This is a genomic window from Dyella kyungheensis (assembly GCF_049913195.1).
GTDB classification, from domain to species: Bacteria; Pseudomonadota; Gammaproteobacteria; order Xanthomonadales; family Rhodanobacteraceae; genus Dyella; species Dyella kyungheensis.
In genome coordinates, this window is the sequence record NZ_CP183983.1 from 4,957,769 (window position 1) to 4,969,812 (window position 12,044).

The 12,044-nt window shown below is 64.6% G+C and carries 9 protein-coding genes and 2 pseudogenes; 2 read left to right on the forward strand and 9 right to left on the reverse strand.

Translation table 11 applies throughout. The annotated features are described in order from the left end of the window. Positions 1-2: 2 nt before the first annotated feature. Both ACN9MB_RS22180 and ACN9MB_RS22185 read right to left on the reverse strand, forming a co-directional pair. Positions 3-2,273, reverse strand: a complete 2,271-nt coding sequence (locus tag ACN9MB_RS22180) for a DPP IV N-terminal domain-containing protein (protein WP_426270334.1) — start codon at positions 2,271-2,273, stop codon at positions 3-5. A gap of 124 nt (positions 2,274-2,397) precedes the next feature. Continuing rightward, on the reverse strand, positions 2,398-3,096 hold the full coding sequence (locus ACN9MB_RS22185) for a glutathione binding-like protein (RefSeq protein ID WP_204634797.1): 699 nt from the start codon (positions 3,094-3,096) through the stop codon (positions 2,398-2,400). 120 nt (positions 3,097-3,216) lie between these two features. On the opposite strand from ACN9MB_RS22185, the gene ACN9MB_RS22190 reads away from it, so the two are divergent. Beyond that, positions 3,217-3,663: a hypothetical protein gene (locus ACN9MB_RS22190; protein ID WP_204634798.1), complete on the forward strand. Its 447-nt coding sequence runs from the start codon at positions 3,217-3,219 to the stop codon at positions 3,661-3,663. Positions 3,664-3,754: 91 nt separating this feature from the next. Next, on the forward strand, positions 3,755-4,636 hold the full coding sequence (gene rbsK / locus ACN9MB_RS22195; RefSeq protein WP_426270335.1) for a ribokinase: 882 nt from the start codon (positions 3,755-3,757) through the stop codon (positions 4,634-4,636). Positions 4,637-4,771: 135 nt separating this feature from the next. Here the strand turns inward: rbsK and ACN9MB_RS22200 are convergent. The 7 genes and pseudogenes from ACN9MB_RS22200 to rpmH all read right to left on the reverse strand — a co-directional run. Then, positions 4,772-6,418 (reverse strand): annotated as a pseudogene (locus ACN9MB_RS22200) (DNA translocase FtsK); the annotation flags it as partial. A gap of 612 nt (positions 6,419-7,030) precedes the next feature. After that, positions 7,031-7,324: pseudogene (locus ACN9MB_RS22205) on the reverse strand (DNA translocase FtsK 4TM domain-containing protein); the annotation flags it as partial. A 151-nt stretch (positions 7,325-7,475) separates the two neighbouring features. Next, positions 7,476-7,820, reverse strand: coding sequence for a DUF805 domain-containing protein (locus ACN9MB_RS22210; protein WP_426270336.1), 345 nt, complete (start codon positions 7,818-7,820; stop codon positions 7,476-7,478). A gap of 136 nt (positions 7,821-7,956) precedes the next feature. Then, positions 7,957-9,297 carry a tRNA uridine-5-carboxymethylaminomethyl(34) synthesis GTPase MnmE gene (gene mnmE, locus ACN9MB_RS22215; protein ID WP_426271963.1) on the reverse strand — a complete coding sequence of 447 codons (1,341 nt, stop codon included), beginning with the start codon at positions 9,295-9,297 and terminating at the stop codon, positions 7,957-7,959. 223 nt (positions 9,298-9,520) lie between these two features. After that, a complete protein-coding gene (gene yidC / locus ACN9MB_RS22220) occupies positions 9,521-11,224 on the reverse strand; it encodes a membrane protein insertase YidC (protein ID WP_426270337.1) in 1,704 nt (567 codons plus the stop codon). Positions 11,225-11,282: 58 nt separating this feature from the next. Next, positions 11,283-11,681: a ribonuclease P protein component gene (rnpA, locus tag ACN9MB_RS22225; RefSeq protein ID WP_204634808.1), complete on the reverse strand. Its 399-nt coding sequence runs from the start codon at positions 11,679-11,681 to the stop codon at positions 11,283-11,285. Positions 11,682-11,694: 13 nt separating this feature from the next. Beyond that, on the reverse strand, positions 11,695-11,832 hold the full coding sequence (gene rpmH, locus ACN9MB_RS22230) for a 50S ribosomal protein L34 (protein WP_019464789.1): 138 nt from the start codon (positions 11,830-11,832) through the stop codon (positions 11,695-11,697). Positions 11,833-12,044 lie beyond the last annotated feature (212 nt).

A 12,044-nucleotide genomic window follows, 5' to 3' on the forward strand; every position in this document is an offset into this window, starting at 1 on the left:
AGTTATCGAACCGTCGAGGCCGCAGCCGGCTGCACCACTGGCTTTGCCACCACTGCCGCCGCCCCCTTCACCTGCTGCTGAAAGAAATTCTCGATCAGGTGATACACATGGCTGCGCTGGCCCGGCAGATTGAGCCCGTGTTTCGCCCCGGGATACGCCATGAACTGGAATTGCGTGCCGCGCTTCTGCAACTCGGCCATCAGTTCGGTCGAGTTGAGGAACAGCACGTTGTCGTCGGCCATGCCGTGCACCAGATACAGCTTCGAGGTGAGGCCATCGAGCCATGCCATCGGCGAGCTGCGCGTATAGCCCGAGTCGTTGTCCTGCGGACGACCGAGATAACGCTCCGTGTAAAAGGTGTCGTAGAGACGCCAGTTGGTCACCGGCGCCACCGCCACGCCGCCGGCCAGTTCGTCGGAAGCCTTTGCCAGCAGCATCGTGGTCATATAGCCGCCGTAGCTCCAGCCGAACACGCCGATATGCTTGCCGTCGATCCATGGCTGCGATTTCAGCCAATGGATGCCGACCAGCTGGTCGTCCACTTCGGCGGCGCCCAGCTGCTGGTAGATCGCATTCTCGAACTGGCGACCCCGGCGGGCCATGCCGCGATTGTCGAGCGTGAACACCACGAAGCCCTGGTTGGCCATGTACTGGTTGAAGTAATCGCCCCACACATTGCTGACCATCTGCGCGTGCGGGCCACCGTAGTACGTGTCGAACACCGGGTATTTCTTGGTTGGATCGAACCCGGCCGGCTTGTACAGGCGGTAATACAGGGTCTGACCATCGGCAGCCTTCAGCGTGCCGAATTCGGGCTTGATCAGGCTGTCGCGGTAATTCCAGAACGGATGCTTTTCATCGAGCTTGTTCGGCTCGATCCAGCTGACGAGGCTACCGTCGGCCCTGTGCAGGCTGACCTGTGGCGGCGTGTCCACGCTGGAAAAATTGTCGAGATAGAAGCTGCCGTCCGGCGCGAACGTGGCGGCATGCGTGCCCGCCCCCTGGCTGACGCGCGCGGGGGCTTTCGCGGTGCTGCCATCGAGCTTCAGCGCGTAGATCTGCTTTTCCGGCACCGCATCTTTATTGGAGGCGACGAACACGGTGCCCGTGTGCTCATTCACCGCCAGCAGTCCGTCGATCGGCCAGTCGCCTTCGCTCACCGCATGTTTGAGCGTGCCGTCCAGCGCGTAGAGATAGAGATGGTGGTAGCCGCTGCGCTCGCTGCCCCACAGGAAGCTCTTGCCGTCCTTGAGGAAGGTGAGATCGTTGTTGAGGTTGATCCAGGTATCGCTGATCTCGGTGAGCAACGTGCGCTGCGCCAACGTCTTCGCATCGACCAGGCGCAATTCCACCTTCTGCTGGCTGCGCGGCATGCGCTGATAACTGAGGCGCTTGCTGTCCGGCAGCCAGTTCACCCGGGTGAGATAGATGTCCGTGTCCTTGCCCAGGTCGATCCAGCGCGAAGGCCCGCCGGCAGGCGACACCAGACCCAGCTTCACCGCCACATTGGGCGCACCGGCCGCGGGATAGCGCTGGTCGATCACGTCGGTATGGTCGGCAAACAGCTCGGTGCGCTTGGTCACCGGCACCTTGGCTTCGTCGTAGCGCTCGAACGCGATGGCCGAATCGTCGGGCGCCCACCAGTAGCCGGCGCTGCGATCCATTTCCTCCTGCGCCACGAACTCGGCTTCGCCGTTGTGCACGGTGCCGCCGCCATCGTGGGTGAGCTGCTTCGCCTCACCCGTGGTCAGGTCGATCACCCACAGGTTCTGGTCGCGCACATAGGACACGTAGCGGCCTTTGGGCGAGATCCTGGGATCGATCACGTTGTCGCCGGTGTCGAGCGGGATCGGCGTCGCGTCCGGCGTGGCCAGCGAATAGACGTAGAGCTTGCCGTTGATCGGGAACAGCAACTGCTTGCCGTCGGGCGACCACTGATAGCTCACGATGCCATGCAGGCCGGCGGTGCGTTCGCGCTCGCGGCGCGCCTTTTCCGCGTCCGACAGCTGCTCGCCATTGGGTTCGAGTTTCTTCGAATCCACCAGCAGGCGCGTCTTGTTGTCCTTGAGCTGGTATTCCCACAGGTCCAGCTGGAACTGGTCGTCCGCGCGGGCACGCAGGAAGGTGACGCGGCTGCCGTCAGGGGAAATTTCCAGCCCGCGCGGCGCGGCACCAGCGAGGTTTCCACCGTCGAAGATGCGTTCGATCGTGAGTTTTTCGGCCATGGTCGGCAAGGCCACCATCGTCAGGGCGGCAAAGAGGAGGGCGCGCATGAATACTTCCTTGGGCGACGCGTCGTACGTAAGAACAAGCGGCGATTAGACCGCGTAGCGCGCATGGAAGCCAGCGATTTCCCGTGAAATGCGCGACATTCGTTGCCGAATGCCGCGCGATGGATCAGTTCTTCGCCCCTTGTCCGAACAGGACCTTGCGCGCTTCCTCGTCCGTGCTGAGGTCGAACCTGCCCTTGATCTGCTCGCCCAGGGCATAGGCCCGCTGGGTGGCGGGGCGTTCGCGGATCGATTCGAACCAGGCCTTCAGATGCGGGAAATCGTCCAGCGTCATGCCCTGGTTCTCGTGCGGCACGATCCACGGATACGCCGCCATGTCGGCAATGCTGTAGTCGTTGCCGGCGATGAAGGCACGACCGTGCAGGCGCTTGTCCAGCACGCCGTACAGGCGGCGCGTCTCGTTGACGTAGCGGTCGATGGCGTAGGGAATCTTTTCCGGCGCATAGCGGTTGAAATGATGGTTCTGGCCGAGCATCGGGCCGAGCCCGCCCATCTGCCAGAACAGCCATTCCAGCACCGTGTATTTGCCGCGCAGATCGGTGGGCAGGAAACGGCCGGTCTTCTCAGCGAGGTACTGCAGGATCGCGCCCGACTCGAACACGCTGACCGGCTCGCCGCCGTCCACGGGGGCGGTATCCACGATGGCCGGCATGCGGTTGTTGGGCGCGATGGCCAGGAACGCGGGCTGGAACTGCTCGCCCTTGCCGATGTTCACCGGCTTGATGGTGTAGGGGACACCGGTTTCTTCGAGAAACAGCGTGATTTTGTGGCCGTTGGGGGTGGGCCAGTAGTGCAGCTCGATCATGACGTAACCTCGGGCGGACGATCTGTTGATGTTCGGGGCGCTAGGCTGGGATTCAAGCCAGCACCGTCAACCGCCGTGGCGTGCTCGCGTTCCCGCTGGTACGCCCCAGGAGAACCGCCCATGCATCGTCTTCCCACCTTCGTCGCGTTCGCGCTCGCCGCCACGCTGTGCGGCCACGCCTTCGCCCAGCAGAACGCACCCACCGGCGACAGCGACCATCCGCCGGCTGCGGGCAGCCACAACATGCACGCCTTCGATGCGCAGACCCAGCTGCAGCGTCTGAGCAAGCAGTTGCAGTTGACGCCGGATCAGCAGGCCAAGATCGGCCCCATGCTGCAGCAGCGCGAGCAACAGCTGCAGTCGCTGCACGGCGACAGCAGCCTCAAGCCGGCCGATCGCCGCGCCAAGGCCATGTCGATCATGCAGGACAGCGAAAGCCAGATCGGCGGCGTGCTGACCCAGGACCAGCGCGACAAATGGAAGGCCATGCGCGAGAAGGCGATGGAACGCATGCAGGAGAAACGCGGCCAGAACGTGCCGTCGACGGCGGGCAGCAGCGGCGGCTGATGTCCGGCGCTTCGCGCAGCGGGGTGTTGTGACGCTCGCTGCGGCCATCGCTTATCCTTTCCTTCCCGCATGAAGGTCGGAAGGAACAGCTATGGCACGCGTCGTCGTGGTCGGCAGCATCAACATGGACCTGGTGACGCTGGCCTCGCGCTTTGCCAAGCCCGGCGAAACCATTCTTGGCGAACGCTTCCTGACCGTGCATGGCGGCAAGGGCGCCAACCAGGCCGTGGCTGCCGCGCGCCTGGGTGCCGAGGTCGCGCTGGTGGGCGCCGTCGGTGATGACGCCTTCGGCGCGCAACTGCACGAAGGCCTCGTGCGCGAAGGCGTCTCGCTCGATCACGTCGCGCGCATTGCCGACTGCGGCAGCGGCACCGCCTCGATCACCGTCGCCGAAGGCGAGAACCACATCATCGTGGTGCCCGCCGCCAATGCACGCGTCACTCCCGCGCAGATCGAGGGAGCGCAATCCACGCTGGCCCGTGCGGACGCCATCCTGGTGCAGATGGAAATTCCACTCGAATCCGTTGAAGCCACGCTTCGCCTTGGCCACAAGCTCGGCAAGCCGGTGATTCTCAATCCGGCGCCGGCGCAAAAGCTTCCCACGGAATGGCTGAAGCTCGCGCGCTATCTCACGCCCAACCAGCATGAGCTGGCGATACTGCTGGGTGCAGACGGCGATGAGGATTTCGTTGCGTTGATGCAGCGCTCGCCCGCACCGGTAGTGCTGACGCGTGGCGGCGATGGCGCCTGGTTTCGCGATGGCGGGGAGCCGCAGCATCAGCCGGGCTTCAAGGTCGACGCGGTCGATACCACCGGCGCTGGCGACACCTTCAACGCAGCGCTGGCGGTATTCCTGCATGAAGGAATCGCGCCTGCCGTGCGCAAAGCCTGCGCAGCGGCGGCGCTGTCGGTGACCAAGCTGGGTGCGCAAGGCGGCATGCCGACTCGGGCGGAGCTCGAAGCGTTCCTCTAAGTGCTGCGCCTTCGCCATGGTGGGAGCGCACCCTGTGCGCGACAGCACGCTGGCGAATGACTGCAATGAGGCGAATGCCATGCATCGCTTCGGACGTGTCGCGCACAGGGTGCGCTCCCACAGTGGTGGTTACTCTTAGTCCGAAGGTCCCGGCGCCAGCACATCGCGCTGCCCGTTGATGCCCATCGACGAGACGAGTCCGGCGGCTTCCATCGCTTCGACCAAACGTGCCGCACGGTTGTAGCCGATGCGGAACTGGCGCTGCACGAACGAGATCGATGCGCGGCGCGAGCGCAGCACGAACGCGGCGGCTTCGTCGTACAACGGATCGAGTTCGGCATCGGCACCTTCTTCGCCGAACAGTTCGCCGGAGCCTTCGCTGGGCGGGCCGGCCAGGATTTCATCCTTGTAATCGGGCTCGCCGTAAAGCTTGAGGTGGGCCACGATGCGGTGCACTTCCTCGTCGGCCACGAAGGCGCCGTGGATGCGTTGCGGATAGCCGGAACCCGGCGGCAGGAACAGCATGTCGCCCTGGCCGAGCAGGCTTTCCGCACCCATCTGGTCGAGGATGGTGCGCGAGTCGATCTTGGACGAGACCTGGAAAGCGACGCGCGTGGGAATGTTCGCCTTGATCAGGCCAGTGATCACGTCCACCGACGGACGCTGCGTGGCAAGAATCAAATGAATGCCGGCGGCGCGTGCCTTCTGTGCAAGCCTGGCGATCAGCTCTTCGATCTTCTTGCCGGCCACCATCATCAGGTCGGCCAGCTCGTCGATCACCACCACGATCATCGGCAAGGTGTCCAGCAACTCGGGCACTTCGGGATGCGCGGGGAACGGATTCATCAAAGGCCGGCCAACCGCACGCGCCTCGCGCACTTTTTGGTTGAAGCCGGCCAGATTTCGCACGCGCAGATCCGACATCACGCGATAGCGGTTTTCCATCTCCGCCACGCACCACGCGAGCGCGTTCGCCGCGAGCTTCATGTCGGTGACGACCGGCGCCAGCAGATGCGGGATGCCTTCGTAGACGGAAAGCTCCAGCATCTTCGGATCGATCATGATCATGCGCACGTCGTCGGGCGTGGCCTTGTACAGCATCGACAGGATCATCGCGTTCACCGCGACAGACTTGCCCGAGCCGGTGGTGCCGGCCACCAGCATGTGCGGTGCCTTGGCCAGATCGGCCACTACCGGTTCGCCCGTGATGCCCTTGCCCATCGCCAGCGTCAACAACGAATCGGCATCGCGGTAGGCGGGCGAATCGAGAATTTCGGACAACGCGATCATCTGGCGCTGCTCGTTCGGCAACTCCAGGCCCATGCAGGTCTTGCCGGGGATGGTTTCGACCACACGAATGGACGAGCGGCCGAGTCCGCGCGCCAGATCCTTCATCAGAGCGACGATCTGGTTGCCGCGCACACCGACCGCGGGTTCCACCTCGAAGCGAGTGATGACGGGACCGGCGGACGCACCGACGACCGTGACCGGCACCTTGAACTCGCGAAGTCGCTGCTCGATCAACTCGCCCGTGTCAGCGAGCTGCTGCTCGTCGATGGACGCGATCTCCTGTCGCGGAGCGGCCAGCAGCGACAGCGGCGGCAACATGGCGGAGCTGCGCTGGCGCATCGACGCGCCGGTTTGCACCGGGGTGACGTGCACGGGAGCCTGAGTCGCCACTTCGTCATTGGCTGCCGACCAGCGCGACGATACGGCCGGTGTGTGCATGGGCGGCGGGCTGACGGTCGCCAGATCGATCTCGGCTTCGACCGGAGGTTCGACGGTTATCGGTTCGGCCGGCAGCGGTGCAGGCTGTACTTCGGGCACGGCGAGCACCGCTTCGATCGGCGATTCGGCGGCGGGCAACGACGGCGCCGAACTGGTGGCGACGTTGGCTGGTTGATGATTCGCAGCATCGGCGGACTCGCGCGTGCTCGCTGCGGTCGCCCTTGTCCCCAGCGGCACGACCGTCGCGGAACGCCCCGTGCCCAGTCTCGGCCCAGTTGAAGCAGGCTGGCCATGTTTGGGCACCAGCCACGGCTCGCGTATCACCTTCTCGTGCTGGGCGGCCTGGCGAACGCGCGACATGGACACGGATGCGGGCCGCACTTCGGTCGGGGGCGCAGGCGTGAGCGTCGGCGGAGGAGCTGTCGAGGCCTCGGCCGGTGTTCGGCGGGTCGCTCCCGCTTTCGCGCGTCGAGCAGTGGTCGTCGCTTGTTTGGGCCGACGCACGGCACCGCCAGCTCGACGGCCGGTCGACGAACCGCGACGCGCGGCAACCGCTTCGATCACACGCTGAATCGGCGCGGCAAGGACATCCACGCCAGCCGCCACATGTTTGAACATCAAGCGCCAACCGATACCCAGATACCACGGCAGCGCGACAGCCAGGGCACCCAGCATCACCAGCGTGGTCAGCCATCCGCCAAGCAGGCCGCCGATGGCATGCGACAGTGCACGGCACACGGTGCCACCAGCGTTTGCATCGTCGGTGTACTGGTCGATCAGCAGGCCTTCGAGCGTGGCGCTCGCCAGCAGCACAAGCAGGGCTCCCAAGCCGAACCGAATCGAGCCTTCACCGCCGGCAACACGCCGCTGCCGCTTCAGCAGACGGCTGCCGATGCGCCAGAGCAGGGGAATCAACCAGAAAGTGGAGAGCCCGAAGGCGCCGAAGAAGAAAGAGAGCATGCCTGAGTGTTCGGTACGACCGCGCGCAAACTCAGCATGTTAGCGCCACCCGTCGGCCCCGTCAGCAAAGCGCGCCCTTAACCCACTGGACTGGAACGCCTTACCGCCGTCGCTGCGGAAGCCGGCTGCGATCCGCCTTCCGCATCCCGGACTAAGCCTTCGGGTTGGCGCCGTAAGCGTTGCCGCCCGCTTCGCTGTCTTGCACCAGCAGATAAATCAGGTAAAGGCCAACGACCGGAACAAAGGCGAGCAGCATGAACCAGCCGGATTTGCCGACGTCGTGCAGGCGACGAGCCGTCACGCCAAGTCCCGGCAGCAGCACGGCCAGTCCGTAAACAGCGGCAAGGATGCCCAGCACGGGCACCATGCGAGCGAGGATCTGCAGCAGCACGATGACGATGATGTTCACCAAGGTGTACATCCAGTACTCCTGGCGGCGTGCACGGCCATTGAAATCAAAATAGTGCTGCTTGAGGACCTTCAAATACCATTCCATGGCGAGCACTCCACTGTGAGCTGACGTTGAAGCGCGGAGCCATCGGGACTCCGGGCAGGTCCTTGCATGCTGCCAGCAGCGTGCCGCAGCAATCTATCGGACGACTCCGAAAGCACTGCGCACTGCCGGACGGCGGCTACTTGCCGATGCAGAACGAGCTGAAGATCGCACCCAGCAGGTCATCGCTGGTATAGGTGCCGGTGATCTCGCCCAAGGCGTGTTGCGCTTGCCGCAACTCCTCGGCCGCCAGTTCACCGGCACGGGTCGCGTGCAGCACGTCGTCGGCGCGCGCCAGGTGCGTGGCTACTTGTTCCAGCGCCAACACATGGCGCCGACGAGCGCTGAAGGCACCTTCGCCGCCGCCTGCGCCGGCAAGCTGTTTGAGATGGCTGCGCAGCGTTTCCAGGCCGGCTCCGGTCTTTGCGGAAGCCCACATCCAGATCGCATTGGAGCGAACCTCGACTCCCGCCGCATGCTCGCCCAGGTCGATCTTGTTGATGAAAACGATCCGTTCGACGCGGGCCGGGAGGTCGGCCAGCAAAGCCAGATCGTGCTCGGCCTGCGCCGCATCGGTGACCAGCAATGCGACATCCGCGCGCGCCAGCTCGCCATGCGCGCGCCGCACGCCTTCGCGTTCGACCGGATCGTCGGTTTCACGCAGTCCCGCCGTGTCAGCCAGTTCCAGCGAGATGCCGTCGAGATTGAGCTGTTCACGCAGCACGTCGCGGGTGGTGCCGGCGATGTCAGTGACAATGGCGCGGTCGCTGCCGGCCAGTGCATTGAGCAAGCTGGACTTGCCGGCGTTTGGACGTCCGATGATGGCCACGCGCAGGCCATCGTTCAGGCGCACGCCTCGTTGCGCTTCGCGCAAGAGATCATCGAGTTCGGCGCGCAACGCATGCAACTGGCGCGCAATCGCCGGGTCGGCGAGGAAATCGATTTCCTCTTCGGGAAAATCGATCGCCGCTTCGATATGCACACGCAGCGCAATCAGCGATTGCAGCAGATCGTGCACCTTGCGCGAAAACACGCCTTCCATCGACTGCAACGCTGCCCGCGCGCCGGCCTGCGAACGCGCCGCAATCAGATCGGCAACGGCTTCTGCCTGGGCCAGATCGAGCTTGCCGTTGAGAAATGCGCGCTCGGTGAATTCGCCCGGTCGCGCCAGTCGCGCACCCATCGCGCACACGCGTCGCAACAAGGCATCGAGCAACACGGGACTGCCGTGGCCCTGCAGTTCCAGCACGTGCTCGCCGGTGTAGGAAGCGGGCGCGGGAAAGTAGAGCAGCAGACCGCGATCGATCAGTTCGCCGTCGCGCTCGCGGAACGCGGTGAAGTGCGCGCGCCGCGGCTCGGGCTCGCGACCGAACAGTTCCGCGGCGATGCCGGGAACGGCAGGCCCCGACACGCGCAACACACCGACGCCGGCGGCACCCGGAGCGCTGGCAATGGCGGCAATGGTGTCGGTGTGAGTCATGGTGGGAATTATGCGGTTTGCGAAGGGGAATGCGATAACGATATAGCCATCCTCTCCGTCATCCCGGCGCAGGCCGGGATCCAGTGGCGACAGCATCTGGTTGTCGCGAAGACCAGCCATCGACGCTACTGGATCCCGGCCTGCGCCGGGATGACGAGCGGGAGGTTTGTCGTGCAAGAAAAAGGCCGCTCGCGCGGCCTTTTCTTTGAACGTTTCAGTTTGATCAGGCCGTCGCCTTGGCCTTTTCATCCGCGCGGTCGACACTGCGCGTGATCAGCCACTGCTGGGTAAGGCTGGTGAGACCGTTGATCACCCAGTACAGCACCAGGCCCGCCGGGAAGAACAGGAACATGAAGCCGAACACCACCGGCATCACCTTCATCATCTTCTGCTGCGCCGGGTCCATGCCCGCCGCCGCCGGCGTGAGCCATTGCGTGGCCAGCATCACCAGGATGTAGATCACCGGCAGCACGAAGAACGGATCGGGCGCGGAAAGGTCGTGCACCCAGCCGAAGAACGGCGCATGGCGCAGCTCCACGCTTTCCATCAGCACGCGATACAGGCCGAAGAACACCGGCATGGTGATCAGCACCGGCAGGCAGCCCGACATCGGGTTGACCTTTTCCTTCTTGTACAGCTCCATCATGGCCTGCTGCATCTTCATCTTGTCGTCGCCGTAACGCTCCTTGAGAGCGTTCACGCGCGGCTGCAGCTTGCGCATGCGGGCACCGGAGCGGAACTGCGCGGCCGTGAGCTTCCACAGCGCGCCCTTTAGCAGCAGCACCAGCAGGATGATCGCCACGCCCCAGTTGCCGGCGATCGCGTGCAGCTGCGAGAGCAACCAATGCAGCGGCTGCGCAACGACCGTGAGCCAACCGTAGTTGGTGGTGAGGTCCAGACCCGGCGCCACCTGGTCGAGCGTGCCCTGCAGCTTCGGACCGATATACAGGCGCGCCGCACTGGTCGCGCTCTGGCCCGGCGCCACGCTGATGGACGGGCCCACCGCGCGGATCAGGTACACCGGCTGGGCGGTGTCCGGATTGATCACGCTGGTGCTGTAGCTGCTGGCGTCCTGCGCGGACGGAATCCACGCCACGAAGAAGTAATGCTGCAGCATCGATGCCCAGCCGCCGGTGATGGCGTGGTTCAACGGCTTCTTGGCGAAGTCGGTGAACGGCAGGGTGGTCATCTTGTCTTCCGGGCTGTACCAGGCAGCGCCATAGAAGCTGTGCGAAGCCGGGTCGCTGAAGTTCTGCCACCAGCTCTTCTGCTGCGCCGGCGCCACGCGCTGCAGCTGTTCATAGGTGTTGCCGGCCCAGGCGGTGCTGCCGCCGTTGTCGATCTTCTGGTCGACCGTGACCACGTAGCTGCCGCGCTTGAGCGCGAAGGTCTTGGTGACCTTGAGGCCGGCGGCGTTCTGCCAGGTGAGGTCGACCTTCAGATCGTCCTGGCCCTGGGTGAGCGCATAGCTGGTCTGCGCGGCCGAGAACACGGCGCGGTGATCGGGCGCGTCGCCCTGGTTGCTGACGATGCCGCTCTGCGCCACGAAGTACTGCGCGCGATCGTCGTCGAGCATGCGCACCGGCGCCGGATCGGGATCCTTCTTGGTACGCGGCACCGCCGGATAGTTGAGCAGCTCCGAGCGCACCACGCTGCCGCCGCGCGTATCGATGGTCAGGCGCAGCACATCGGTGCTGACCGTGATCAATTGCGCGGATGCCTCGCTGACGGTGCCGGGCACGGCGGCCGGCGCGGTGGACGAGCTGGCGCCCGGCACGCTGTTGTCAGTGCTGGTGCTGGCACCGGCCGCGGGCGTGGTCGCAGCCGCCACCGGCGGTTGCAGGCCGTAATCCTTCTCCCAGGCCTGGAACAAGAGGTAGGCCACAGCCAGCAGGGCAAAGATGAGGAACGTGCGCGTTTGATTCATCGCGGAGCAGATCCGGTGCATGCCCGCGGCGCCGTGCCGCGGAAAGGAATGGAGAAGGTCAACGCTCGATTGTGCCGGTCGGTTCGCCCGGCTTCAATGTGGCCTCGACTTTCGCGGAACGCAGTTTCTTCCACAGCTGCTGCAATTCGGCGAGCAACTCCGGGCCGGGCAGGCCACAGGCCTGCTCGCGTGCCATCACCATGAGGTCGACCGCTGGAAGGTCAAGGCGGGCACGTCGGAAAGATTCGCGGACCAGGCGCTTGATGCGGTTGCGATCGACCGCGCGCTTGGAGACGCGTTTGGAAATGGCCAGGCCCATGCGCGGGTGGCCGAGTTCGTTGACCCGATAGCGCACAGAAAAACAGCGGCCGCCGAGGCGGCCGCTGGTATGTCGCAACGCTGCAAAGTCACCGGCGCTTCGAAGCCGCGCTTCGCGCGGCAGGCCGGCGGCACGCATCGTGGCGAGCCGCTTACGGGATCAGGCGCTTGCGACCCTTCGCGCGACGTGCGTTCAGGATCTTGCGGCCATCGGCCGTTGCCATACGAGCACGGAAGCCGTGGGTGCGGGCACGCTTGAGCTTGCTGGGCTGGAAGGTCCGCTTGGACATGGCTTCCTCCGGTTAAGGTGGTAAAAAGGTTGGAAATTATGCGAGGGAATCTTGGCCCTTGTCAAATAGGGGTATTTTGCGGGTTGACAAAAGGCTGTTTACTTCCTGTGGATATCCATGTGGATATCCGCGCCATGAAGGAGGGTTCGTGCTGCTAGACTTGCCGGTCCACCCCGCGCGTAAGCGCTCCTTCCAGTGGTTGAAGACTTCCC

Excerpts from the sequence above, each read along its gene's own strand:
- ACN9MB_RS22180 (WP_426270334.1), bottom strand. The coding sequence starts at position 2,273 with ATGCGCGCCCTCCTCTTTGCCGCCCTGACGATGGTGGCCTTGCCGACC.
- ACN9MB_RS22185 (WP_204634797.1), bottom strand. The coding sequence starts at position 3,096 with ATGATCGAGCTGCACTACTGGCCCACCCCCAACGGCCACAAAATCACG.
- ACN9MB_RS22190 (WP_204634798.1), top strand. The coding sequence starts at position 3,217 with ATGCATCGTCTTCCCACCTTCGTCGCGTTCGCGCTCGCCGCCACGCTG.
- rbsK (WP_426270335.1), top strand. The coding sequence starts at position 3,755 with ATGGCACGCGTCGTCGTGGTCGGCAGCATCAACATGGACCTGGTGACG.
- ACN9MB_RS22210 (WP_426270336.1), bottom strand. The coding sequence starts at position 7,820 with ATGGAATGGTATTTGAAGGTCCTCAAGCAGCACTATTTTGATTTCAAT.
- mnmE (WP_426271963.1), bottom strand. The coding sequence starts at position 9,297 with ATGACTCACACCGACACCATTGCCGCCATTGCCAGCGCTCCGGGTGCC.
- yidC (WP_426270337.1), bottom strand. The coding sequence starts at position 11,224 with ATGAATCAAACGCGCACGTTCCTCATCTTTGCCCTGCTGGCTGTGGCC.
- rnpA (WP_204634808.1), bottom strand. The coding sequence starts at position 11,681 with ATGCGTGCCGCCGGCCTGCCGCGCGAAGCGCGGCTTCGAAGCGCCGGT.
- rpmH (WP_019464789.1), bottom strand. The coding sequence starts at position 11,832 with ATGTCCAAGCGGACCTTCCAGCCCAGCAAGCTCAAGCGTGCCCGCACC.